This is a genomic window from Glutamicibacter sp. FR1 (assembly GCF_047300825.1).
GTDB classification, from domain to species: domain Bacteria; phylum Actinomycetota; class Actinomycetes; order Actinomycetales; family Micrococcaceae; genus Glutamicibacter; species Glutamicibacter nicotianae.
The window spans coordinates 232,710-256,321 of sequence record NZ_CP178602.1 but is presented as its reverse complement, the minus strand read 5'-3'; the positions used below and the strand labels follow the sequence as shown (position 1 = coordinate 256,321).

At 63.6% G+C, this 23,612-nt stretch carries 20 protein-coding genes, 1 pseudogene and 1 riboswitch; of the genes and pseudogenes, 14 read left to right on the top strand and 7 right to left on the bottom strand.

The window, feature by feature from the left end; all coding sequences use genetic code 11:
* Position 1: 1 nt before the first annotated feature.
* Together ACLQ8T_RS01315 and acs are read left to right on the top strand one after the other, a co-directional pair.
* Complete coding sequence (locus tag ACLQ8T_RS01315; RefSeq protein ID WP_413455435.1) at positions 2-829, top strand: ABC transporter permease; 828 nt, start codon at positions 2-4, stop codon at positions 827-829.
* 61 nt (positions 830-890) lie between these two features.
* On the top strand, positions 891-2,852 hold the full coding sequence (gene acs, locus ACLQ8T_RS01310; protein WP_413455434.1) for an acetate--CoA ligase: 1,962 nt from the start codon (positions 891-893) through the stop codon (positions 2,850-2,852).
* 78 nt (positions 2,853-2,930) lie between these two features.
* Here the strand turns inward: acs and ACLQ8T_RS01305 are convergent, their stop codons facing one another.
* The gene (locus ACLQ8T_RS01305) at positions 2,931-4,808 is read right to left on the bottom strand and encodes a BCCT family transporter (protein WP_413455433.1); all 1,878 of its coding nucleotides are present in this window, start codon (positions 4,806-4,808) and stop codon (positions 2,931-2,933) included.
* Positions 4,809-5,470: 662 nt separating this feature from the next.
* On the opposite strand from ACLQ8T_RS01305, the gene ACLQ8T_RS01300 reads away from it, so the two are divergent.
* Positions 5,471-5,923, top strand: a complete 453-nt coding sequence (locus tag ACLQ8T_RS01300; protein WP_413455432.1) for a Fur family transcriptional regulator — start codon at positions 5,471-5,473, stop codon at positions 5,921-5,923.
* Positions 5,924-6,002: 79 nt separating this feature from the next.
* Complete coding sequence (gene katG / locus ACLQ8T_RS01295) at positions 6,003-8,183, top strand: catalase/peroxidase HPI (RefSeq protein WP_204720093.1); 2,181 nt, start codon at positions 6,003-6,005, stop codon at positions 8,181-8,183.
* Positions 8,184-8,270: 87 nt separating this feature from the next.
* Here katG and ACLQ8T_RS01290 read toward each other — a convergent pair whose 3' ends face one another.
* The 3 genes from ACLQ8T_RS01290 to ACLQ8T_RS01280 form a co-directional block, all read right to left on the bottom strand.
* Entirely contained in the window at positions 8,271-8,915 is a 645-nt protein-coding gene (locus ACLQ8T_RS01290; RefSeq protein WP_239543146.1) for a methylated-DNA--[protein]-cysteine S-methyltransferase, read from the bottom strand.
* Complete coding sequence (locus ACLQ8T_RS01285; protein WP_413455431.1) at positions 8,897-9,394, bottom strand: RNA polymerase sigma factor; 498 nt, start codon at positions 9,392-9,394, stop codon at positions 8,897-8,899. Before ACLQ8T_RS01285 ends, ACLQ8T_RS01290 begins: the two co-directional genes overlap by 19 nt.
* 115 nt (positions 9,395-9,509) lie before the next feature.
* Complete coding sequence (locus ACLQ8T_RS01280; protein WP_413455430.1) at positions 9,510-10,070, bottom strand: histidine phosphatase family protein; 561 nt, start codon at positions 10,068-10,070, stop codon at positions 9,510-9,512.
* Between the two features lie 110 nt (positions 10,071-10,180).
* A riboswitch (SAM riboswitch) is annotated at positions 10,181-10,292 on the top strand.
* Positions 10,293-10,390: 98 nt separating this feature from the next.
* Here ACLQ8T_RS01280 and ACLQ8T_RS01275 point away from each other — a divergent pair.
* The 10 genes and pseudogenes from ACLQ8T_RS01275 (at position 10,391) to ACLQ8T_RS01230 (ending at position 20,635) form a co-directional block, all read left to right on the top strand.
* Complete coding sequence (locus ACLQ8T_RS01275; RefSeq protein ID WP_413455429.1) at positions 10,391-11,764, top strand: O-acetylhomoserine aminocarboxypropyltransferase/cysteine synthase family protein; 1,374 nt, start codon at positions 10,391-10,393, stop codon at positions 11,762-11,764.
* Positions 11,764-12,258, top strand: coding sequence for a CoA-binding protein (locus ACLQ8T_RS01270; protein WP_413455428.1), 495 nt, complete (start codon positions 11,764-11,766; stop codon positions 12,256-12,258). The genes ACLQ8T_RS01275 and ACLQ8T_RS01270 overlap by 1 nt, the downstream gene beginning before the upstream one ends.
* Positions 12,259-12,571: 313 nt before the next feature.
* Positions 12,572-13,348, top strand: a complete 777-nt coding sequence (locus ACLQ8T_RS01265) for a DeoR/GlpR family DNA-binding transcription regulator (protein ID WP_413455427.1) — start codon at positions 12,572-12,574, stop codon at positions 13,346-13,348.
* Positions 13,345-14,325, top strand: a complete 981-nt coding sequence (locus ACLQ8T_RS01260; RefSeq protein ID WP_413455426.1) for a 1-phosphofructokinase family hexose kinase — start codon at positions 13,345-13,347, stop codon at positions 14,323-14,325. The genes ACLQ8T_RS01265 and ACLQ8T_RS01260 overlap by 4 nt, the downstream gene beginning before the upstream one ends.
* The gene (locus ACLQ8T_RS01255) at positions 14,322-16,334 is read left to right on the top strand and encodes a fructose-specific PTS transporter subunit EIIC (RefSeq protein WP_413455425.1); all 2,013 of its coding nucleotides are present in this window, start codon (positions 14,322-14,324) and stop codon (positions 16,332-16,334) included. The genes ACLQ8T_RS01260 and ACLQ8T_RS01255 overlap by 4 nt, the downstream gene beginning before the upstream one ends.
* Entirely contained in the window at positions 16,331-18,013 is a 1,683-nt protein-coding gene (gene ptsP / locus ACLQ8T_RS01250) for a phosphoenolpyruvate--protein phosphotransferase (protein ID WP_413455424.1), read from the top strand. The genes ACLQ8T_RS01255 and ptsP overlap by 4 nt, the downstream gene beginning before the upstream one ends.
* A 51-nt stretch (positions 18,014-18,064) precedes the next feature.
* Complete coding sequence (locus tag ACLQ8T_RS01245; RefSeq protein WP_190264431.1) at positions 18,065-18,343, top strand: HPr family phosphocarrier protein; 279 nt, start codon at positions 18,065-18,067, stop codon at positions 18,341-18,343.
* Positions 18,344-18,471: 128 nt separating this feature from the next.
* Positions 18,472-19,776 (top strand): MFS transporter, encoded by a 1,305-nt coding sequence (locus ACLQ8T_RS01240; protein WP_413455423.1) that lies wholly within the window; start codon positions 18,472-18,474, stop codon positions 19,774-19,776.
* A 103-nt stretch (positions 19,777-19,879) separates the two neighbouring features.
* Positions 19,880-20,281 (top strand): annotated as a pseudogene (locus ACLQ8T_RS01235) (polysaccharide deacetylase family protein); the annotation flags it as partial.
* On the top strand, positions 20,282-20,635 hold the full coding sequence (locus tag ACLQ8T_RS01230) for a hypothetical protein (RefSeq protein ID WP_413456433.1): 354 nt from the start codon (positions 20,282-20,284) through the stop codon (positions 20,633-20,635).
* Positions 20,636-20,656: 21 nt separating this feature from the next.
* Here the strand turns inward: ACLQ8T_RS01230 and ACLQ8T_RS01225 are convergent, their stop codons facing one another.
* The 3 genes from ACLQ8T_RS01225 to ACLQ8T_RS01215 form a co-directional block, all read right to left on the bottom strand.
* Entirely contained in the window at positions 20,657-21,088 is a 432-nt protein-coding gene (locus ACLQ8T_RS01225) for an SRPBCC family protein (RefSeq protein WP_038991977.1), read from the bottom strand.
* A gap of 142 nt (positions 21,089-21,230) precedes the next feature.
* On the bottom strand, positions 21,231-21,605 hold the full coding sequence (locus ACLQ8T_RS01220; protein ID WP_413455422.1) for a hypothetical protein: 375 nt from the start codon (positions 21,603-21,605) through the stop codon (positions 21,231-21,233).
* A 274-nt stretch (positions 21,606-21,879) separates the two neighbouring features.
* Entirely contained in the window at positions 21,880-23,535 is a 1,656-nt protein-coding gene (locus ACLQ8T_RS01215; RefSeq protein WP_073707319.1) for a thiamine pyrophosphate-dependent enzyme, read from the bottom strand.
* Positions 23,536-23,612: the final 77 nt, after the last annotated feature.

Below are 23,612 nucleotides of genomic sequence, written 5' to 3'. Positions count from 1 at the left end.
GATGAGCACCGCAAACGCGGCTGATACCCGCGAAAATCCGACACCTGCCAAGCACAAGGCAGACATCGCCGCAACGATCCTGCGCGCACCTAAATGGTTGCTTGCGCTGATCCTGCCTCTGGCCACCGTGGCTGTCTGGCAATTCGTCACGGTGAGCGGCATCGTTGCCCCGTGGACGCTGCCGACTCCAGGCTCGGTCGTTGCCGCCGCCTTTGAGCTCCTCGAAGATGGCGATCTTGGTAAGCACATAGGCATTTCCACCCAGCGTGTACTGCTGGGCTTCGCCTTCGGTTCCCTGCTCGGCCTGGCGCTGGGCGCCCTCGTCGGCCTGTCCAAATTGGCAGATGCGTTTCTGGGCCTGAGCATCAGCGCCCTGCGCGCCGTCCCTTCGCTGGCTTGGGTTCCGTTGCTGGTGCTTTGGATGAAAATGGGCGAAGATTCCAAGGTCACGCTCGTGATCATCGGCGCGTTCTTCCCGGTCTTCACCACCGTCGCCTTGGCCTTGCGCCATGTCGATGCCCACCTGATCGAGGCCGCTCGTTCCTTCGGCTTGAAGGGACTGAAGCTGCTGCGCACAGTCCAGCTGCCCGCGGTAGTCCCTTCCATCTTCTCCGGACTGCGCTTGGCACTGGCCCAGGCGTGGCTCTTCCTGGTCGCGGCTGAACTGCTCGGAGCGTCGATGGGATTGGGCTTCCTGCTCACCGATTCGCAGAACAATGGCCGCCTGGACCGCCTGATCATGACCATCGTGCTGCTGGCCGTCTTCGGAAAAATCACCGATGCCCTGCTATCGATAGCCGAACGCTGGGCGATCAAACGCTGGACCTAGCCCCGGACTAACTAGCACCGGCTGGCAACGCTATCCCGTCCCCCACCAAAGAAAGTTTGCAATGACCACCGAATTGGCAACAACCTCAGCACCTGAATCAGAGGCGGCACGCCAGGAATTCTGGGACGAAGCGGCGCACCTTTTGGATTGGGACACCCCGTGGCACACCACCAGCCGCATCATTCCGGCTGACCCCCAGGCGCAGCGCGGCCCGGAAATTTCCTGGTACCTCGGAGGCAAGCTGAACGCGGCAGTGAACTGCGCCGACCGCCACGTCGCCACAGGACGCGGTGAGAAGGTTGCGCTGTACTTCGAAGGCGAACCCGGCGACCGCGTTGCAGTCACCTACAAGAATCTGCAGGAGCGGGTTTCCCAAGCTGCCAATGCCTTGGAATCCCTGGGCGTGGTGAAGGGCGACCGCGTGGTCATCTACCTGCCGGTGCTCATTGAAACCATCGTCATCACCTTGGCATGCGCCCGCATCGGTGCCATCCACTCGCTGGTCTTCGGCGGATTCTCTGCCGAAGCGCTGAAGTTCCGCGTGGAAGACACCAAGGCCAAGGTGCTGGTCACCACCGACGGCCAGTTCCGCCGCGGCACCTCGGTCCCGGTCAAAGACAACGCCGATGCGGCAGTTGCTGGCGAGAACGCCATCGAAAAGGTGCTGGTGATCCGCCGAACCGGAGATGAGATCCCGTGGACCGAGGGCCGCGACGTCTGGTGGCATGAGGTCGTTGATACCCAGTCCACCGAGCACACCCCGGAGTTCTTCGACTCCGAAACACCGCTATTCATCATGTACACCTCGGGGACCACCGGCCAGCCCAAGGGCCTGGTGCATACCACCGGCGGCTACCTGACGCAGGCGGCCACCAGCTACAACATGCTGTTCGCCAATCCAGACGAGTCCCAGCGCAAGCACGATGTGCACTGGTGCACCGCTGACCTGGCCTGGGTCACCGCCCACACCTACGAGATCTACGGTCCACTGGCCAACGGCGTCACCCAGGTCATCTACGAGGGCGTGCCCAACGCCCCGCATCCGGGCCGGCACTTCGAGGTCATCGAACGCTACAAGGTCACCAGCTACTACACCGCTCCCACCTTGGTCCGCTCGCTGATGGGCTGGTTCCCCGACGGCATCCCGGCAGAATACGACCTGTCGTCGGTGAAGATCGGCGGCACCGTGGGCGAAGCGGTCAACCCCGAGGCGTGGAAATGGTTCCGCCAGCAGATTGGCCGCGACACCGCGGCGGGCCTGCCCATGGTCGATACCTGGTGGCAGTCGGAGTCCGGCGCGACAGTGCTTTCCCCATTGCCTACCGATGAGCACTTCAAGCCGGGTTGCGCCGCACGTGCGCTGCCGGGCATTTCGGTGGACATCGTTGACGCCAATGGCCGCAGCATGCCGGCCAACGAGCAGGGAAATATTGTCATTACCCGCACCGGCCCGTCGATGGCGCGTACCGTTTGGGGCAATCCGGCACGCTACTACACCAGCTACTGGGAACAATACGTCGAGCAAGGCTGGTTCCTGGCCGGCGACGGTGCCCGCTTCGATGAGGACGGCGACATCTACATCCTGGGCCGCACCGATGACGTGATCAACATTTCCGGCCACCGGCTGTCCACCATCGAGATCGAATCGGCGCTAGTCACCAACCCCGGTGTGGTGGAAGCCGGCGTCTGCCCCACCCCGGATCCCAAGACCGGACACGCGGCAACCGCCTTCGTGGTGCCGCTGGACAAGACCCTGATCGCAGAGTCGCCCGATCCGGATCTCGCTGCCCGGCAGGCCGAGTTCATCGCCGAGCTTCGCGAGACTGTCGCGGTCCAGATCGGCCCGATTGCCAAGCCGCGTGAAATCGTCCTGGTTCCAGATGTGCCCAAGACGCGTTCTGGCAAGATCATGCGCCGCCTGCTCACCCAGCTGTTCGAGGGCACCACGCTCGGTGATACGACAAGTCTGCAGAATGAGCCGTGCATCCCGGAGATCAACGCGATCTGCCGTGCACGTGGCTAATCGACCAGGCTCTAGCACTTAAATAAAGTGAAGCTTCTTCCCGGAATCGGGAAGAAGCTTCACTTGCTTTGCCGGTAATTACTCCCCGGCAGTTGGCTTCGGACTCTCGCCGTCGCCCTCAGTTTTCTTGCCGTCCTCCACCGGGTCGGCGGTGGACTCAGCGACTTCAGTGGCAAAGATCTTCGCTTCGGCAGCCTTGCCTTCGGCGGTGACCAAAGGAATTTCGGTGGTCATCAAGCTGAACTGGCTGCCCTCATGGCGGTCAACTGCTTGCCCCACGGAATGCTCGAGAACCTTGCGGGCCACCTTGTCGCGCAGCACCAGCGGATCATTGCTCAAGTCCTTCCACAATGCCACGCAAAGCAGCAGCATCACGATGACGAATGGCAGCGCAGAGACAATCGTGATGTTCTTCAGGCCGGTCAAAGCCTCCGCCGGATGATCACCGCCAGCCAGCAGCATCACCGCGGCCACCGCACCGGTAGCCACGCCCCAGAAAATCACTGACTTCTTGGTTGGCTCTTCGGCGCCGCGTTCGCTGAGCGCACCCATCACGATCGAGGCCGAATCTGCGCCCGTCACGAAGAAGATCGCAATCAGCAGCACGGTGACGACCATCAGCACGGTGGCCACCCAGCCGGAGAGCGGCAATCGGCCAAGCATGTCGAAGAGGATCAGATCGAAGTTGATGTCCGGTGCGCCATCGACAATGCTGGCCAGCTTTTCCCCGGTTTCCCCGGCGCGTTCGGCACGTTCCTGAATACCGATTGCTCCACCGCCGAAGATCGAGAACCAGATCAGGGTGACAGTTGATGGAACCAGCAGCACACCGGTAACGAACTGGCGAATCGTGCGGCCGCGGGAAATGCGTGCAATGAACAGGCCTACGAATGGGCTCCAGGAGATCCACCATGCCCAGTAGAAGACAGTCCACGAGGAGAGCCAATCAGACATCGCCACATCGCCAGCCGCCGTGCGTGAAGCCATCTCCGGCAAGTCGCCAATGAAGGCGCCAACAGCGTTGGGGATGACGTTCAGGATGAACAGGGTTGGACCGCCAATGAAAACGATCAGCGCGATGATCACTGCCAGCACCATATTGGTGTTGGACAGCCACTGGATGCCGCGCTCAATGCCGGAAACAGCGGAAGCGACGAACAAGGCAGTAAGAATAGCGATGATGACCACGAGAACGCCGGAACCGACCTTCTCCATCATTCCTGTGGCCTGGATGCCGCCGCCAATCTGCAATGCGCCAAGACCCAGCGAACAGGCCGAGCCGAAGAGCGTGGCAATAATAGCCAAGATGTTGATGGTGCGGCCGCCCCAGCCGTGGATGGCGCGGTCGCCGAAGATCGAGCTGAACATGGCGGAGAACAGCTGCGGACGTCCCAGCCGGAAACTGCCGTAAGCCATGCCCAATCCGACAATGGCGTACATGGCCCAGGGGAAGAGCGTCCAATGGAAGAGCGTAGTGCCCATGGCTGTGCTCAGAGCCTCGCTGGTGGAGCCTTCCACCGTTCCCGGAGGAGGCGACATGTAGAAGTACAGCGGCTCACCCACGCCGTAGAAGACCAAGCCGATGCCCATGCCGGTGGCAAACATCATCGAGATCCACGAAACCGTGGAAAACTGCGGTGATTCGCCGTCCTTGCCCAGCGGGATGCGTCCGAAGTTCTTGGCCGCTACGACAATAGCGAAGACCGCGAACAATGCGGCGGCGATGACAAATAGCCAACCAGTGTTGCTGATAACCCAGTCCAAGGCTGCACTGGAGGCCTTGCCCAGCCCTGTAGGGGTGGCGAAACCCCAAATGATAAATGCCAGCGCTAGAACGCCGGCGATTCCGAATACCCAATAATCCGTACCGGAAAGGGAGTACTTCTTAGGTCGTCTGTGACGAACTGAATGCAGTTCCTCAACGAGGTCTACGATTGATTGATCCGTCTGCTTCATTGCGTTCTTCCTTCACTGGTGAGATCCCGTGGAGAAGTTCCAGACGGAATCTGCCCAGCCATCGTTTCTAGAGTCAACGATTGCCATGCAGTGTGATTGATTGCGAATTGCTTTTCGGGTGTCGGTCCGTTGTCTCTAAACCTAGCGTCAGAACTGCCTGACAGAAACAGCTATTCTGCGCAAATATCCCGCGAAATGTTCCTGCGAGGTGACCCGATTTAGCACGGAATTGACACGATAAATCCAAAATGGGCCTTTTCCAGCATTGTCGACATCTCACCGAGGGTCAAATCAGATCCTTGATTTCACGCCATTTTCTACGTTGGATACGCACTGGATCAAGATGTTTTCGCTGGTGCCGCGATCCGTGTGAGCTTCCTCGCCTCACTCGAATTTCCGGTTTCCGCTGCCGCGAAATCCTTACCCGCCTCGAATTACCTCCGAAGTCGGAATGACCTATTCTCCACTTTGTTTATTCGTCTCGAATATCCGGAATTCAACAATTACCTCAGCTTCGATTCCCCTCCGCCAAGGCATGCCTCATAAGGCATACTTCCTGCACAGAAGCTCTTTCGGCGCATTGTTGCCACTCGCCAACTTGTAACCTAAAGTACATTCGAACTTATCTTGACTCATTCAAAATAAGCGGGCATGCTGGTTACATGACATCAAAGGCAGGGATCGAGCAGGTGCTGAAGGCCGCATCGATGCGGGTTACACAACCCCGCGTTGCGGTACTGTCCGCTGTCACTGCGCACCCGCACGCGGATACCGAAACCATCATTTCGGCCGTTCGCGAAGGGCACCCTAATGTGTCGCACCAAGCTGTCTACGATTCGCTGAAGCTTTTCACGAAGCTGGGAGTCATCCGGCAGATACAGCCGCAGGGCCATACCGCCCGCTACGAAGCCCGCGTTGACGACAATCACCACCATGTGGTGTGCCGCCAGTGCGGCAAGCTGGCGGACGTCGACTGCGCTGTCGGCGGCGCCCCGTGCCTGCATGCGTCCAACGATCACGGCTTCAGCATCGACGAGGCCGAAGTGATCTACTGGGGCACATGCCCTGATTGCCAGGCTGCGAATGCGCAGAAAGATGTCGTAGTAAACCCCTAGATTTGCCATCACGCAGGACTCGTTCCGCGTGGCGGACATGAACCTCACAATCCCCTAAAAAATCCGGAAGGAAGAGCACATGTCTGAGACGACCGCAGGTCAGTGCCCAGTAGTTGGCGCGGGTCGAGTTCACCCAACCCAGGGCAATGCCAACACCGAATGGTGGCCGAACAAGCTGAACCTGAAGATCCTTGCTAAGAACCAGCAGGTATCGAACCCGTTGGATGAGGACTTCGATTACATCGAGGCGTTCAACGCACTGGACATGGAGGCCCTGAAGGCCGACTTGGCCGAGATCATGACCCAGTCCCACGACTGGTGGCCAGCAGACTTCGGACACTATGGTCCGTTCTTCATCCGCATGGCTTGGCACTCCGCCGGCACCTATCGCTCCCACGATGGGCGTGGCGGCGGTGGCGCAGGCCAGCAGCGATTCGCCCCATTGAACTCGTGGCCAGACAACGTATCGCTGGATAAGGCTCGCCGCCTGCTGTGGCCGGTAAAGAAGAAGTATGGCCAGGCCATCTCCTGGGCCGACCTGATCCTGCTGGCCGGCAACGTGGCTCTGGAGGACATGGGCTTCGAGACCTTCGGCTTCGCCGGCGGCCGCAAGGACGTCTGGGAAGCTGACGACGACGTTTACTGGGGCCCTGAAAAGGTGTGGCTGGACAACGAGCGCTACACCGGCAAGCGCGACCTGGAAGCCCCTCTGGCTGCAGTCCAAATGGGCCTGATCTACGTGAACCCTGAAGGTCCAGACGGCAACCCGGATCCGCTGGCTTCGGCCATCGACATCCGCGAAACCTTCCGCCGCATGGGTATGAATGACGAAGAGACCGTAGCGCTGATCGCTGGCGGCCACACCTTCGGCAAGACCCACGGCGCCCACGCCGATGACAAGATCGGTCCGGATCCAGAAGCAGCTCCGCTGGAAATGCAGGGCCTGGGTTGGAAGAACGGCCACGGCACCGGCAAGGGTGCAGACACCGTGTCCTCCGGTCTGGAAGTGACCTGGACCTACCACCCAACCCGTTGGGACAACGAGTTCTTCCACATCCTGTTCGCTTACGAGTGGGAACTGTTCGAGTCGCCAGCAGGTGCTAAGCAGTGGCGCCCGGTCAACGGCGGCGGAGCCGGCCTGGTTCAGCCTGCGTTCGACACCTTGGAGAAGCGCGAACCGCGCATGCTGACCAGCGACCTGGCACTGCGCTTTGATCCGATTTACGGTCCGATCTCCAAGAACTTCAAGGAGAACCCGGACAAGTTCGCCGACGCTTTCGCCCGCGCCTGGTTCAAGCTGACCCACCGCGACATGGGCCCGAAGTCCCGCTACTTCGGCCCAGAGGTTCCAGCCGAGGACCTGCTCTGGCAGGATCCGCTGCCGGCTGCTCCAGAAATCACCCTGGGTGCCAAGGAAATCGCCGAGCTGAAGTCCCTGATCAACGACGCTGGCCTTTCGGTGCAGCAGCTGGTTTCCACCGCGTGGAAGGCCGCAGCGACCTTCCGTTCTTCGGATAAGCGCGGCGGCGCAAACGGCGGCCGCATCCGCCTGGAGCCGCAGGTTTCCTGGTCAGTGAACCAGCCGGAGCAGCTGAAGCCAGTAATCGCCAAGCTCGAGGAAATCGTTGACCAGTTCAACGCCACCTCCGAGATCAAGGCATCCTTCGCCGATGTTGTGGTCTTGGCCGGCAACGTCGGTGTTGAGCAGGCTGCCCTGGCAGCCGGACAGCAAGTCGAGGTTCCATTCACCCCGGGTCGCGTTGACGCAACCCAGGAGCAGACCGACGTGGAGCAGTTCGCTTGGCTGGAGCCAGTCGCTGACGGCTTCCGCAACTACGACTCCGGTTTCCTGAACTTGCCTAGCGAGTACCTGCTGATCGACCGCGCGAACCTGCTGGGCCTGTCGGCTCCTGAGATGACCGTGCTGCTCGGCGGCCTGCGTGTCATCGGCAACAACTGGGATGGCTCGAACAAGGGCGTCTTCACCGACACCCCGGGCGCTCTGACCAACGACTACTTCGCGAACCTGCTGGAACTCGGCTTGGAGTGGACCCCGTCGGCTGACGAACAGACCTACACCACCACCGACGGCCGTTGGACCGGCAGCCGCGTGGACCTGGTCTTCGGCTCCAACTCGGAACTGCGTGCTCTCGCCGAAGTTTACGCCTCGGACGACGCCAAGGAGAAGTTCGTCAAGGACTTCGCTACTGCATGGGCCAAGCTCATGGACGCGGATCGCTTCGAACTGCTGACCAAGTAGCCGCTAACTTCTGGCAGATAGTGCTGGGCTGTTGCTCCCCTGATGGGGAGCAACAGCCCAGCACTTGCTTAATCCGGCTATGGGCAGTTAAAAAAGCGTCGCCGCGCTGCCTGCGAAGTCCGGGTTTTCAAGTTTCAGCAGCTCCGTCTTGGCTTGCAGTCCTCCCAGATAGCCGCCCAATGAGCCATCGGTGCGCAGCACCCGGTGGCAGGGCAGCACGATGGGAATCGGGTTGGTGGCGCAGGCTGAGCCGACGGCCCGCACTGCCTTCGGCTTGCCGATTTGCTGCGCGAGTTGGGCGTAGCTGCGGGTCTGGCCGTAATCGATATGTTCCAGTTGAAGCTGCACCTGGCGGCGGAACCGCGTCGAGAGCTGCAGGTCCACCGGGAGCTCGAAACTGTGCCGTGTGCCCGCGAAGTACTCATCGAGCTGCCGGGCGGTCCCATCCAGGCTCGACTTGTCGCGCAGGATGCGCGGGCTGAGCTTTTCCGAGAGCAGCTCAAGTATGCGGTCATGGCCCTCGGACTCGAATGCCACCCGCACCAGCCCGGCATCGCTGCTGGCCAGCAGCAATGAACCCACTGGGCTGTCGACCACCCGATAGGCGACATCGACAAGTTCAAGCGCCCGGGCTTTTTCAGCGAGCTGGCCTTGCAGCGCGTCGAGGGTTTGCATTTCAGCGGCCGTCGCCTGCTGCTGATAATTTTTTTCGTTCATGGCTGCTCCCGCCATAGTTCCTGGTCGTCGAGCCGGACCCGCAGGTTCTTGATCCCGTCGGCACCGGCCCTGCGGGCAGCGGCTTCGCTGCCCGAAAGGATTTCGGCAATTTGCGCGTAGCTCATCCCGCCGAGGTACCGATAGGCCACGACCTGCCTTTGCTTGCCGGGAAGCTGATTCACCTCGTGCCAGAGCTGCAGATTGTCCAACTGCAGATCCGGCCGGTTCTTCCCGGACGCGGGACTGTCCACGTCCTGGCCGATGAGGATCTCCGGCTTATGCTTGCGCAACTCGTCAATGGCCTTGTTCCGGGCAATGCGCACCAGCCACGCCAGGACATTGGCATCATCTGGCAGCTGCGGGTACGCCTTGAGCGCGGCGAGGAAGGTTTCGGACCAGGCATCTTGCGCGCGGTGCTCATCCAGCAGAGCGCGGCAAACACGCAGGACGTTCAGTCCATAGTCTTGGACTATCCGCTCGAATGGTGCTTGCATGCCTCTCCTGGGATTTCGCGACCTGCTGGCCCCTCACCGTGTAAACGCAACGGCCACCTGTTCTGTGAGGTGCGAATGAAGAATTTTTTCATTCACCCCGCTGCCGCACGGATTCCTAGAATGCCACCAGGTCAGATTCACCGGCGAGCTGCTCGAGCCGGGCCAAATCCACGTCGATAATCTCTCCATTCTCCACGCCTTGGGCTTGCCTGGTTCCTGCCAAGGCGTCGCGAATGGTGCGCATGGTGGCGCCATGGCTGACAATCATGATCTTGCGCCCGGCATGCTTGCTGGCTAGGCCCATCAGCGCCGGCACCGCGCGGTTCAAGATGTGCGCACGCGGCTCAACCTGCTCTGCGGCGGCAGCCGATTCCTCGTCGCTGACTTCCGCCATGATCCGGCCTTCCAGCGGGCCGAAACCGCGTTCGATGAGTTCCGGAACTGCGTTGCCCGTCGCTGCCCCGATCTGCTGGGCGATCAGGACGGCAGTTTCCTGGGCACGCACCAAGGGGGATGCCAGAATCAGCGAAAAGTCTTGGCCGATGAGCTTGCGCCCGACCTCGCGAGCTTGCTCGCGTCCGGTTTCGTTCAGCGGGATGTCGGTTTGCCCCTGCAGTCGGCCTGCAAGGTTCCAATCGGTCTGCCCGTGTCGAACCAGTACCAGCGAAGTATCCATGGCTCCAGCCTACCGGTGCCATAGATGTCGAAGAATCTCCGATCACAGGCCCGATACGCAACGTTACGACTCATAGTTGGGTCACGAACGGTCATGTTGCGAAGATTATTACACCATCCCGAGCGGCTGAGAGATCTGGTTCGATGACGCCGCAGCAACCTGCCACATCCGGTGGTTACGGTGCTACCGCCAGAAACGATGCAGCCGCTTACCCGTTGGAGAACGGCAGGAAGCGACATTGATTCCGGGATTCCTGCCTCGATCGCGGCCCGCCCTGCGGTGCACGTGAAACCCCCGTCGACAAGGAGTCGCAAGCCACCATGGCAGATCACAAGTTTGGATTCCGCACCCGCGCCCTGCATGCCGGAGGCACCCCCGATGCCGAGCATGGCTCACGCGCAGTGCCCATCTACCAGACCACGTCGTTCGTGTTCAAAGACGCTGACGATGCGGCCAACCTCTTTGCCCTGCAGAAGTACGGCAACATCTACTCGCGCATCGGCAACCCGACCGTGGCGGCCTTCGAAGAGCGCATGGCTTCGCTGGAAGGCGGCATCGGCGCGGTAGCCACCGGATCGGGCATGGCCGCGGAATTCGTCACCTTCGCGGCGCTGGCCCAGGCCGGCGACCACATTGTCGCCTCCTCGAAGCTCTACGGCGGCACCATCACCCAGCTGGATGTCTCGCTGCGCCGCTTCGGCGTGGACACCACCTTCATCGACTCCAACGATCCGGCCGACTTCGAAGCCGCAATCCAGGAGAACACCAAGGCCGTCTACACCGAGGTGGTGGCCAACCCGTCCGGCGACATCGCCGACCTGAAGGGCCTGGCCGAAGTCGCGCACCGCCACAACATCCCGCTGGTCGTGGACTCGACGCTCACTCCCCCATACATCCTTCGCCCCATCGAGCACGGCGCGGACATCGTGATCCACTCGGCCACCAAGTTCATCGGCGGGCACGGCACCACCCTGGGCGGCGTGGTCATCGAGTCGGGCAAGTTCAACTGGGGCAACGGCAAGTTCCCCACCATGACCGAACCGGTAGCCAGCTACGGCAACGTCTCCTGGTGGGACAACTTCGGCGAATACGGCTTCCTGACCAAGCTGCGCAGCGAGCAGCTGCGCGACTTCGGACCGTCGCTTCCGGCCCAGTCGGCATTCCAGCTGCTGCAGGGTCTGGAGACCCTTCCGCAGCGCATGGACAACCACCTGTCCAACGCCAAGCAGGTCGCCGCCTGGCTGGAATCCGATGAGCGCGTGACCTACGTGAACTACGCAGGCCTGGATTCCCATCCGCAGCACGAGCAGGCCAAGGAGCTGCTGCCCCTGGGCGTCGGCTCGGTCTTCAGCTTCGGAGTGAAGGGCGGACGCGAAGCCGGCGCCAAGTTCATCGAGGCGCTGCAGCTGGCCAGCCACCTGGCCAACATCGGCGATGCCCGCACCCTGGTGCTGCACCCTGCCTCCACCACGCACCAGCAGCTGAGCGCCGAGCAGCTGGTCTCCGCTGGCGTGCCAGAAGATCTGATCCGCTTGTCGGTGGGCCTGGAAGACGTCGAAGACATCCTCTGGGATCTGGACCAAGCGCTGGCCGCTTCGCAGGAAGCTGCCGCCGGTTCTGCCGCGCAGTTCGAAGCACCGGCTTATGACGGTTCCGCCTGCGCCTTGCCAACCGCTTCGAAGGGAGCAAACTAATGACTGCAGTTGAAACCACCTGGGAAGGCCCGGGAGCCGCGCAGCGCCTGGAGATCCTGAGCGAGACGAAGACCATCGCCATTGTCGGCGCTTCGAACAAGCCGTCACGTGCCAGCTACTTCGTGGCCACCTACCTGCTCTCCTCCTCACGGTACAAGGTGTACTTCATCAACCCGGTACTCGACGAGATCCTGGGCCAGCCGGTGTACAAGTCGCTCGCCGATCTTCCGGAGACCCCGGATCTGGTGGAGGTCTTCCGCAAGCATGATGACCTGCCCGGCGTGCTGGACGAGGCCCTGGCCGTGGGCGCGAAGACCCTGTGGCTGCAACTGGGTTCCTGGCACGAGGAAGTGGCCCATCGCGCCGAGGCCGCGGGCATGAACGTGGTCATGGACCGCTGCGTGAAGATCGAGCACGCCCGCTTTCATGGCGGTTTGCGCCTGGCCGGATTCAACACCGGCGTGATTTCCTCGAAGCGACAGGTCCTCGCCTAGGAAGTCCGGAGCTCCACATAATGGGTGCATGCAGCATTCCGCTGCATGCACCCATTACGTGTTCGGAACAGGTCCAGAGTTTCCGTGCAGGCCGACGGACTGGGCTTGTCCCGCGGCTCATTCGACAGGAACGTACAGTTCACCTGCGCAATCATGCGCGATGCAATTTCCTCGCCTCCCCCGAAACCCACTTAAAACCAAATAAAACCAAGAATTCCCTAGATTTTCACTTGACGATGTCACGCAATCGGGCATAAAGTCATGGAAACACAGATCAATGTGTTGCAGGTCATGAGGAATTGCGGAGGCAAGAATGTTCGCCGAAGAACGACACCGGCTGATCGTTGGGCAGCTCGAAGCTGACGGGAAAGTAACCGTCGCCGAGCTCGCGCAGCGCTTCGACATTACCCGGGAAACCGTGCGGCGGGATCTGGCCCAGCTGGAGTCCGAGAACTACCTTCGCCGCGTCCATGGCGGAGCGGTTGCCATCACCGAGGCGAGCACTCGCGAGGAAAGCTACGTGGTGCGCACCGCCATCCATTCCGAGTCCAAGGCCCGCATCGCCCAGCGCGCACTGAGCCTGCTGCCGGTCTCCGACGCCTCGGTTGTCATCGACGCGGGAACCACCACGGAAATCCTGGCCGAGCGCATGCTCAAAAGCGCCGCGGGCAACGGCCTGGTGGTCCTCACCCATGCCCTGCCCATCGCCGCTGCCCTGGTCCACAGCCCGGATATCGCCTTGGAGCTGATCGGCGGGCGGGTCCGCGGCATCACCGGCGCCTCCAGCGGAGCGCGCACCGTGCAGGAATATTCCCAGTACCGGGCGGACATCGCCTTCATCGGCACCAACGGGCTGCATGCAGGATTCGGCCTGAGCACCCCGGACCCGCTGGAAGCCGCCGTCAAACGCGCCCTGGTCGCCAGCGCCCGCCGCGTGGTGCTGCTGGCCGACGGATCCAAATTCGACCAGGAAACCCTGGTCTGCTTTGCCCGGCTTGAAGACATCGACGCCCTGGTCACCGACCAGCAGCCCGGCGAGCAGCTCGCTGCCGCGCTGGAAGCGGCGGATGTCGAGGTGGTGATCGCATGATCATCACGCTCACCGCCAACCCGGCACTGGACAAGACCATCGAGCTGGGCGAGCCGCTGGCCCCCGGCGCCGTGCAGCGCGCAGTGGCCAGCCATGTCCAGGCTGCAGGCAAAGGCGTGAACGTCTCGCGCGCCATCGCCGCGGCCGGCGGCGCCACCCTGGCCGTGCTGCCCGGAGCCAGCACCGACCCGCTGATCACCGCGCTGGCCCACGACCAGCTGGCTCACCGGAACCTGCCGATCGCCGAAGCGCTGCGCACCAACACCACCCTGACCGAGCCCGATGGCACCACCACCAAGATCAATGAACCAGGTCCCGCCCTTGATGCCCAGCAGCTGGCCGAGCTCGGCGAGCTGGTCGCCGAAGCGGCCACCGGCGCCAGCTGGCTGGTGATGGCCGGCTCGCTGCCGCCGGGAGTTCCCGCCGGCTTCTATGCGCAGCTGACCGCAACACTGCGAGCGGCACTGGGCTCAAAGTGCCCGAAGATCGCCGTGGACACTTCCGGCGCACCGCTGCTCGAGCTCTTTGCCCACGGCCAGCAGCATATCCCTGACCTGGTCAAGCCCAACGCCGAGGAACTGGCGCAGCTGGCTGGCGGCTACAGCGAAGCGGCACTGGAAGGCTCCATCGAGCTGGCCGCCAGCTGCGCGCAGCAGTTGCTGGACCGGGGCGCCGGCGCGGTGCTGGCCACGCTCGGGGCACAGGGCGCGCTGCTGGTCACCAAGACCGGAGCCTGGCACGGAACGCACACCCCAATTACCCCGCGCAGCACGGTGGGGGCGGGCGATTCCTCGCTCGCCGGCTACCTGCTGGCCGATGCCGCTGGGGCCAGCGCCCCTGAACGGCTGAGAAACGCCGTCGCCTACGGAGCTGCGGCAACGCAGCTGCCTGGCTCCACCATCCCGACAGAATCCGATCTCACCGCTGGCGCCGTAACCGTCAGCGAACTTACCTCAACGCAAGGAACCGAGTCATGAGTGAACTAATCACCGCAGAGCTCGTGCTGCTCGACGCCGACCTAGGCAACAGCACGAGCGAGGTCATCGAGAAGCTGGCCCTGCTGGTGGCCAACCAGGGGCGCGCCACTGATGCCGCCGCACTGGCCGCCGATGCCAAGGCCCGCGAAGCCAAGACCGCGACCGGGGTGCCCGGCGGCATCGCCATCCCGCACTGCCGTTCGGCAGCGGTCACCGAGCCGACCCTGGCCATGGTCCGGCTGGCCCCGCCGGTGGACTTCGGCGCGAAGGACGGCGAAGCCGACCTGGTGTTCTTCATTGCCGCCCCGGACGGCGCCGACCAGGACCACCTCAAGCTGCTCTCCAAGCTGGCCCGCGCGCTGGTGAAGAAGCCGTTCACCGCTTCGCTGCGCGAAGCAGGCAGCGAAGCCGAGATCGTCGAGCTGATCCGCGCGGTTATCTCAGACGCCCCGGCGGTCTCCCTCCCCGACGCTGCCCCGGCTGCCAGCCCCGCCGCGCCGGCCGCCCCGGCCGTTGCCACGAAGAAGATCATCGCGGTCACCGCCTGCCCCACCGGCATCGCGCACACCTACATGGCAGCCGATTCACTGGCCCAGGCCGCCGGCGAAATGGGTGTCGACTTCGCGGTGGAAACCCAGGGCTCCTCGGGTTCCACCCCGCTGGATCCGGCGGTCATCGAAGCCGCCGACGCAGTGATTTTCGCGGTGGACGTGGATGTGCGCGACCGCGGCCGCTTTGCGGGCAAGCCGGTGATCCAGGTTCCGGTCAAGCGCGGCATCGACGAGCCGGAAAAGCTGATCAATGACGCCATCGCCGCCTCCCAAGATCCCCAGGCACGCCGCGTTCCCGGGAGTGCCGCCGCATCCAGCGAAGAATCCGCCGGCAGCGAATCCTTCGGTGCAGGCCTGAAGCGCGCACTGCTCACCGGCGTCTCCTACATGATCCCGTTCGTCGCCGGCGGCGGCCTGCTCATCGCGCTGGGCTTCCTGCTCGGCGGATACGCCATCACCGATGTAGCAGACCAATACTTGACCGAGAATACGCTGTTCAACTTGCCGGAAGCCGGCTTGCTTGCCTACCTCGGTGCGGTGGCGTTCAAGATCGGCGGACTGTCCATGGGCTTCCTGGTCCCAGCGCTGGCCGGTTACATCGCCTACGCCTACGCCGACCGTCCGGGCATCGCCCCGGGCTTCACCGCGGGTGCCGTGGCCGGCTTCATGGGAGCCGGATTCATTGGCGGCATCGTCGGCGGTATCATCGCCGGCCTGGCCTGCCGCTGGATCAATTCCTGGACCGTGCCGCGCTGGCTGCGCGGGCTGATGCCAGTGGTCATCGTGCCGTTGCTTGGTTCCATTATCGCTTCGGGCTTGATGTTCCTGTTCCTCGGCGGTCCGATCGCCCAGCTCACCGAAGCCCTCAATGGCTGGCTCTCGGGCATGTCCGGCACCGCGGCAGCTATCCTCGGCCTGATCCTGGGCCTGATGATGGCCATCGATTTGGGCGGACCGGTCAACAAGGTGGCCTACTCCTTCGCCGTGGCAGGCCTGGGCACCGGCTCGGTTGCGGAGAACCCCGCCCCACTGATGATCATGGCGGCCGTGATGGCCGCCGGCATGGTTCCGCCACTGGCGATGGCGCTGGCCACCGCGCTCTCGCCGAAGCTGTTCACCGCCGCCGAGCGCGAAAACGGCAAGGCGGCCTGGCTGCTGGGCGCCGCGTTCATCTCCGAAGGGGCCATCCCCTTCGCCGCGGCCGACCCGCTGCGCGTCATCCCTGCTTCCATGGTGGGTGCCGGGGTCACCGGCTCGCTGATCATGAGCTTCGATGTGCTCTCCCAGGCGCCGCACGGCGGCATCTTCGTCTTCTTCGCCATGGACGGCACCTGGCCGATGTTCCTGCTGGCCACCGTGATCGGCATGCTGGTATCCGCGGCGCTGGTGATCATCCTGAAGAAATATGTCCGAAAGGCCCCCGCCCGGGCCGCTGAAGAGGCAAAGGCCGCAGCATGAGCCAGGCATTCACCGGAGTAGGCGTCAGCGCCGGACGGGTCATCGGATCCGTGCGCCGCATGCCCGAACCCATCCTCCCGCCCGCAGACGGCGCCCCCTTGCCTCACGGCTCCAGCCCGGAAGCCGAGGCCGAGCGCCTGGCCGCGGCCGCGCAAGCGGTGGCGGCCCAGCTCAAGGGGCGCGCGGCGCAGGCCACGGGCGATGCCCAGGCGGTGCTCAAGGCCACCGCGCTGATGGCCAGCGACCGCACCCTGCTCAAGTCCGCGACCAAGCTGGTCGCCTCGGGCACCTGCGCCGAATCGGCCATCTGGGAGGCTGCCGATGCGGTGGCCACGCAGCTGTCGGCACTCGGCGGCTACATGGCCGAACGCGCCGGGGACGTGCTCGATGTGCGCGCCCGCATCGTCGCGCAGCTGCGCGGCGTGCCCGCACCGGGCATCCCCGACTCGGATGAGCCGTTCATCCTGGCCGCGGTGGACCTGGCTCCGGCCGATACCGCGACACTGGATCCGGCGAAGGTCCTGGCGCTGGTCACCTCCGATGGCGGACCGCAATCGCATACCGCCATTATCGCCCGCTCGCTGGGCCTTCCGGCCGTCGTGGCGGCGCCCGGCACCACCGCGCTGGCCGACGGGGACCAGGTCTTCGTCGACGGCATCGACGGGCTGGTCATCGCCGATCCCGGCGCAGCCGAAGAGCACCTGGCCGCCACCTACGCCAACCGCGAGGCACTGCCGGAGTTCTCCGGCACCGGCCAGCTTTCTGACGGGCACCGTGTCCCGCTGCTGGCCAATGTAGGCAGCGGCGGCGACGCGCAGCTGGCAGCCGCGGCGGGAGCCGAGGGCGTGGGCCTGCTGCGCACCGAATTCTGCTTCCTGGGCAAGGACAAGGAGCCGACCCGCGAAGAGCAGGTCGAAGCCTACGGGGCGGTCTTCGCCGCCTTCGGCGGCCGGAAGGTCGTGGTGCGCACCCTGGATGCCGGGGCCGACAAGCCGCTGCCGTTCCTGACCGACGCCAGCGAGCCGAACCCCGCCCTGGGCGTGCGCGGCTATCGCACTACCCTGTCCAGCCCGGGCGTGCTCGAACGCCAGCTCGAAGCCATCGCGCAGGCCGCCGGTGAGCACCAGGCCGAGGTCTGGGTGATGGCGCCGATGATTTCCATTCCATCCGAAGCGCAGCAATTCGCGCAGCTTGCCAAGGCAGCCGGGCTGGCCACCGCCGGGACGATGATCGAGGTCCCTTCGGCGGCCATGCTGTCAGGCCAGATCCTGCAGCGCTGCGATTTCGTCTCCATCGGCACCAATGACCTGACCCAGTACACCATGGCGGCGGACCGCCAGCTCGGTGCACTGGCCGAGCTCAACGATCCCTGGCAGCCGGCAGTGCTGCACATGGTGGCCGCCACCGCCGCCGGTGCCAAGGCAGCCGGCGGCAAGCCGGTTGGCGTGTGCGGCGAGGCCGCCGCCGACCCGGCCCTGGCCGTGGTGCTGGTGGGGCTGGGCGTGAGCACCCTGTCCATGAACAAGCGGGCCCTGGCACCGGTCGCCGCGGTGCTGCGCACCGTGGATCTGGCCACCGCCCAGCGCCTGGCTCAGCTGGCTCTGGACGCCGAGTCCGCCGAGGTGGCACGCAGTGCCGTGCGCGCGCAATTGGGCGAGCTCGACCGCTTTGGCCTCTAGGCCCCGTAATTTACCGCAATCAACCATTCACGAAAACCCGAAGGAGCCATCATGGCAGAACGTACAGCAATCATCGGCAGCCGGGTCGGACTGCATGCCCGCCCGGCAGCCATCTTCGCCGAGGCCGCGGCCGAGGCGCCCGTTGAGGTCACCATCGCCCACGAGGGCGAACCTGCCGAGGAGGCGCTGGACGCGTCCAGCATCCTCTCGCTGATGGGCCTTGGCGCGGAATACGGTTCCACCGTCGTGCTGCGTGCCGAGGGCGAAGGTGCCGAGGCCGTCTTGGAGCAGCTGGCGGCCATCCTGGAAACCGATCACGACGCTGAGTAGTTTCCAGTGGTTTCCCGGGGATCATGCGCCGCCGCATGGTCCCCGGCTTCTTTAAATCCTCCCCACTGATTGACAGAACTCAATCACTGGATGGATGATAGTTCCTACGCACTACCGCAGGAGCTTTCATGAGCGCGCTCAAAACCTCTGCGCTGCGCCTCATCAAGCCGTTCGCCTACCGCGACTACGCCCTGCTGGCCAGCGCACTCGTCTTCTCCACCTTTGCCGCCGGCATGTGGGCCGTGGCAATGGTCTACCAGGTGCGCCGCTTGGGCGGCGGACCGGTGGAGCTGTCAGCGGTGGCCACCGCCAGCGCCGCCGGGCTGCTCTGCTTCGTGCTGCTCGGCGGGATCATGGCGGACCGCCATTCCTGCCGGCGCATCGTGATGCTGGTCGAGGCGCTATCGCTGGCGGTCATGGGCGTCACCGCGGTGCTCGCCATGACCGGGGCCCTGCAGCTGTGGCACCTGATCCTCGCCGGCTTCTGCACCGGGGCAGGTTCGGCCTTCTTCTACCCGGCCTACTCCGCGCTGCTGCCCAAGATGCTGCCCGCCGAGCAGCTGCTGGCCGCCAACGGGCTGGAGGGAACCGCCCGTCCGGTGGTGCACACCGCCCTGGGACCGATGGCCGCAGGCTTCATGGTGGCCGCGCTGTCGCCGGCGCATGCCATCGTCGGCATCGCGGTGGTCCACCTGGCGGCGCTGCTGATGCTGCGCCGGATCCCCAACCACCAGGCATACAACGCACCGGGGCCAGTTGAAGGCCAGGGGCAGCCCGGGATGCTGCGCCAGCTGCGCGAGGGCATCGGCTACACGGTGCGCACCCGCTGGCTGCTGTGGACGCTGCTGTTCTCGGTCATTTCCGTGTTCACCTTCATCGGCCCCTTCGAGGTGCTGCTCCCGTTCATCGTCAGCGGCAACCTGCACGGGGATGCACAGCTATTCAGCTTCGCCCTGGCCTTCTTCGGCCTCGGTTCGGCAATCGGCTCGCTGCTGGTCGCCTCCGCGAAATTCCCGCGGCGCTACCTGAGCCTGATGACCGCCTGCTGGTGCCTGGGCACCCTGCCCCTGGCTTTGGTGGGCTATGTCGATGAAGCCTGGATGCTGTTCGCGATCCTGCTGGCCTTCGGCATCACCGATGCTGTGGGCATGGTCATCTGGGGCACCCTGCTCCAACGCCGGGTGCCGGGCCATCTGCTCGGACGGATCTCCAGCCTGGATTTCTTCGTCTCGCTGGCGCTGATGCCACTGTCCATGGCGGCCGCCGGGCCCTTGACCCAGGTGCTCAGCCTGCAGGCGATTTTTATCATCGCCGGCCTCGCCTCGCCATTGTTCGGAATCATCGCCTGGTGGGCAGGGAAATTTGCCCACGACGAGATCGCGCATCCACTCTCGGACCCTGTCCCGGCCGCGCTGGACGCCGAGCGCGGCTGAGAGGCTCCGGCCAGCTGGCGTTAGGCGAGCACGGATCAAATTCCCAGCGGCTTTGGGCGTATAGGTCCCGGGCACCGCTGCGGGATGGCGAGATGGTGGAAGGATGATTTTCCGTTTGCCCGGCGTGGCGCGCCGGTCCCTGCTGCTGCCGCTGTCACTGGCCTGCCTGGTTTCATGTTCCCCGGTATCTGCACCTGCGCCCGATGCGCAACCGACCGCCTCTGCCACCAGCGAGCAGGTGGACTGCACCGTGGCCCGCTGCGTGGCGCTGACCTTCGATGACGGGCCCGGCCAATACACCGGACGGCTACTCGACGAGCTGGAGGCGGCGGATGCGCCAGCGACCTTCTTCCTCGTCGGGAAGAACATCGCCAAGTTCCCCGAGACGGTCAAGCGCATGGCTGCCGAAGGCCACCAGCTGGGCAGCCACACCTAGGACCATGCGGATCTCACGTCGCTGACCCGCGAGCAGATCGAGCATGAGTGGGGGTGGACCAGCGATGCGGTGGAAAAGGCTGCCGGGAAGAAGCCGACAGTCTTCCGTCCTCCCTATGGGAGCCACGGCGCCGTTTATGATCGACTGGTCCCCTACCCGTTGGTGCTATGGGATGTGGACACCCTGGATTGGAAGCACCATGATCCGAAGAAGACCGTGCACATCGCCATGGACGAAGTCCAGCCGGGATCGATCATCCTGATGCATGACATCCATGAGAGCTCGGTCAAGGCCGTGCCGGATCTGGTGAAGAAATTGAAGGCCGCTGGCTACACCCCGGTCACCGTGGACCAGCTCTTCAATGGCCAGCTGGAGAACTCGAAGTCCTACGCCTCGGCGCCGGCTCCCGGCTCTGCCAAATAGCTACCCGCCAACGGCTGCCGCTCAGGGAGCCTGCTCTGCGTAGAGCCGCAGCTGGTCCAGCTTGTCGCCTTCGCTTTCACGGATATTCGCCGCCAGCTCCTCGCACTGCTCCACTGTCAGGTCCGGATTGATGATCGCCACCTGCAGCACTACCTCGGTGTGCCCCGCGTCATCCTTCAGGTCGTAGCGGTAGGAGAGCCCATCGGGATTTTCCGAGGTATGCAGGATCAGCAGGCGGTTTTCGATAAGGTCATGGACGCGATACACGCGTTCATGCCCGGCAACGCGGTACACGAGGTTGGTGCCGACCTTGAGTTCCGGGTCGTCAGAATGCATGGAACCGATGCCATGGATCCACAGGGGTGTTGCTGCCCAATCGGTAAGCAGCTCCCAGACACGGTGCACCGGCAGGTGGATGACCACGGTGCTCTCGAAGACGCTGAACTGGCTCATATGCGAATAGTGCCACCCTCGGCGGCCAAATGGAATAGTTCCATGGCTGTTGTCATGCGATCCATTTCCCGCTGTCCAACGGCAAAGGCCGGCACCCAGCGAGCATGGTGCTGCTGGGTGCCGGCCTTAGCCGGGGGAAGACTTACCAGTCTTCGTCGCCGTCGTCATCTGCCTCGGAGATGCCCAGTTCGGGCTCGTTCTCGAGGTCGAAGTTGTACCAGGCCTCGGTGAAGTCGGCAATGGCGTCCAATGCGTCCTGCGCGTCGGAATCCAGCGCCTCCATCGCCTCAGCGCTGTTGAGCACTGCGGTCACTGCGAGGAATGGGTGATTGTCGAAGTAATCGGTGGGGGTGGCATCCCCGTTGAACGTCAGGTTCTCGCTCTGCGCGAAGAGTTCGACGTACTGAGCCACTGCCTCGGGCAGACGGGTCAGGTTAATGCCAGTCAGAGACTCATTGTAGATTTCAGCAGTCGCGTCGGCCCACTGCTCAATGAGCTCTTCGCTCATCTGTGCCATCAGATTATCCACCTCGTGGTCGGGGTTCTAGTGCTCACGGGATTCGGTAGCAATTCATCTTATTTCCTCAGCGGGCGCGTGCCAAGACAGAGCATCCCGCGCGGTTGTGATCTTCTACGCGCTACGGCGGTGGCCTGAAACGGGCCGCTGGACAGTACCAGGTTCGGGCCTGCCTCGGCTTCCTGGTTAAAAGCGTCCAGCGGGCATCGTCCAAAACGATACCCGCTGGAATTGCGCATCGCAGACCGGACCGTTTGCTGAAGAGAGCAAGCGCCTAGTAGGCCTTGACGCCCTGCTCCACCACCAAGTGGATCAACGCGAACTGCTTATTCTCGTCAATAGCCCGCAGCGCACTTGCCAGTGCCGCCGGAACATCTGCATCATCCTCGACGCGGACGCCGAAGCCGCCGAAGGACTGCGCCATCAACGCGAAGTCGGGATTCAGCAGCTGGGTTCCGGAGACACGTTCCGGGTACTGGCGTTCCTGGTGGGTGCGGATGGTTCCGTACTGCTGGTTGTCCATGATGATCACCAGCGGGGTGGCGCCGTACTGGGCGGCAGTTGCCAGCTCCTGGCCGTTCATCAAGAACTCGCCGTCACCGGCGATGCTCACCACGCGGCGGCCCGGGTAATTCAGCGATGCGGCGACCGCCGAAGGGATCGAGTAGCCCATGGAACCGTTGCGTGCCGAGAGCATGGAAGCGTAACCGTTGGTCGGGAAGTAGCGGTGGGCCCAGTTGGTGTGCTCGCCGGCACCGAAGGTCACCATCGCATCTTCCGGAAGGGATTCGACAAGATTGGCCATCATGGTGGCCATCTTTGCCTGGCCTTCGGATGGCTGTGCCGGTGGAAGCTCGGCGAACTTCTCCTGCTCGCCACGCATCCGCGAGGTCCATTCCTTCCAGGATTCCTTGACCGGCAGATCCATCAGCAGCAGGTCGCGGACAAAGACATCAGGCTTGGCGACAATCTGGTGCGATACCGGGCCGGAACGCCCGCGCAGCGACGGGTCGATGGTGACGAGGAAGTTCTTCTTGTCCCAGTTCTGGCGGACGTTGAAGCCGTCGGTGATGACATCGCCGGGAACCGTGCCGACGAAGATCAGCAGGTCAGTTTCCTCCAGCAGATCATAGGTCGGCTTGGGGCGGCCGTAGCCGATCGGTCCGACATAGGATGGCGAGCTGAAAGGCACAGTGCCCTCGCAACGCCATTCGGCAGCGGCCGGCAGGTCGTGCTCCTCGAGCCAGCGGGTGAAGTCCGCGGCGCCCTCGTGGGACCAGTCGTTGCCGCCGAAGATGAACAGCGGCTTGTCTGCTTCCTGCAGGGCGGAGTTCAGCGCCTTCCAGTCGGTTACGGTCATGCCGCCGGTGGCCACCGGGATTTCCGGGTGGATTTCGGCAGAAATTTCGTTGCGGATGATGTCTTCCGGCAGGCCGACGACCACCGGGCCCGGGCGTCCGGACATCGCGGCGAACATTGCCTCGGCGACGACTTCGCTGGCGCGATCGGCGTGGTCCAGGATCATGACGCGCTTGGCGCCGGTGCCGAACCATGCCTTCGGATCGAATTCCTGGAAGGCTTCCTTTTCACGGTGCTCGAACGGGATCAATCCCACGAACAGCACCAGCGGGGTCGAGTCCTGCCATGCGGTATGCAGGCCGACGTGGGCATTGGCGGCTCCGGGTCCGCGGGTCACCATGGCAACGCCGGGACGCTGGTGCATCTTGCCTTCGGCTTCGGCCATGTAGGTGGCTCCGCCTTCGTGGCGGCAGACCACGGTTTCGATTGGCGAGTTATGCAGCCCGTCCAGGACATCCAGGTAGCTTTCACCCGGTACTACGTAGGCTCGTTCCACGCCGTGCGCGGCAAGCGTGTCGACAATGACGTGTCCGGCCGACTTCTTCGTCAGGCCCTGACCTTTTTCACTCATCTTCTAGGCGTCTTTCTGGTTTCGAGAAATCATCTGACGCAACGGCGGGGAAACGGCCCTGCTGGCCAACGATGCAA

Bases quoted from the DNA above. Each gene is read 5' to 3' on its own strand.
- ACLQ8T_RS01315 (WP_413455435.1), top strand. From the start codon at position 2: ATGAGCACCGCAAACGCGGCTGATACCCGCGAAAATCCGACACCTGCC.
- acs (WP_413455434.1), top strand. From the start codon at position 891: ATGACCACCGAATTGGCAACAACCTCAGCACCTGAATCAGAGGCGGCA.
- ACLQ8T_RS01305 (WP_413455433.1), bottom strand. From the start codon at position 4,808: ATGAAGCAGACGGATCAATCAATCGTAGACCTCGTTGAGGAACTGCAT.
- ACLQ8T_RS01300 (WP_413455432.1), top strand. From the start codon at position 5,471: ATGACATCAAAGGCAGGGATCGAGCAGGTGCTGAAGGCCGCATCGATG.
- katG (WP_204720093.1), top strand. From the start codon at position 6,003: ATGTCTGAGACGACCGCAGGTCAGTGCCCAGTAGTTGGCGCGGGTCGA.
- ACLQ8T_RS01290 (WP_239543146.1), bottom strand. From the start codon at position 8,915: ATGGCGGGAGCAGCCATGAACGAAAAAAATTATCAGCAGCAGGCGACG.
- ACLQ8T_RS01285 (WP_413455431.1), bottom strand. From the start codon at position 9,394: ATGCAAGCACCATTCGAGCGGATAGTCCAAGACTATGGACTGAACGTC.
- ACLQ8T_RS01280 (WP_413455430.1), bottom strand. From the start codon at position 10,070: ATGGATACTTCGCTGGTACTGGTTCGACACGGGCAGACCGATTGGAAC.
- ACLQ8T_RS01275 (WP_413455429.1), top strand. From the start codon at position 10,391: ATGGCAGATCACAAGTTTGGATTCCGCACCCGCGCCCTGCATGCCGGA.
- ACLQ8T_RS01270 (WP_413455428.1), top strand. From the start codon at position 11,764: ATGACTGCAGTTGAAACCACCTGGGAAGGCCCGGGAGCCGCGCAGCGC.
- ACLQ8T_RS01265 (WP_413455427.1), top strand. From the start codon at position 12,572: ATGTTCGCCGAAGAACGACACCGGCTGATCGTTGGGCAGCTCGAAGCT.
- ACLQ8T_RS01260 (WP_413455426.1), top strand. From the start codon at position 13,345: ATGATCATCACGCTCACCGCCAACCCGGCACTGGACAAGACCATCGAG.
- ACLQ8T_RS01255 (WP_413455425.1), top strand. From the start codon at position 14,322: ATGAGTGAACTAATCACCGCAGAGCTCGTGCTGCTCGACGCCGACCTA.
- ptsP (WP_413455424.1), top strand. From the start codon at position 16,331: ATGAGCCAGGCATTCACCGGAGTAGGCGTCAGCGCCGGACGGGTCATC.
- ACLQ8T_RS01245 (WP_190264431.1), top strand. From the start codon at position 18,065: ATGGCAGAACGTACAGCAATCATCGGCAGCCGGGTCGGACTGCATGCC.
- ACLQ8T_RS01240 (WP_413455423.1), top strand. From the start codon at position 18,472: ATGAGCGCGCTCAAAACCTCTGCGCTGCGCCTCATCAAGCCGTTCGCC.
- ACLQ8T_RS01225 (WP_038991977.1), bottom strand. From the start codon at position 21,088: ATGAGCCAGTTCAGCGTCTTCGAGAGCACCGTGGTCATCCACCTGCCG.
- ACLQ8T_RS01220 (WP_413455422.1), bottom strand. From the start codon at position 21,605: ATGGCACAGATGAGCGAAGAGCTCATTGAGCAGTGGGCCGACGCGACT.
- ACLQ8T_RS01215 (WP_073707319.1), bottom strand. From the start codon at position 23,535: ATGAGTGAAAAAGGTCAGGGCCTGACGAAGAAGTCGGCCGGACACGTC.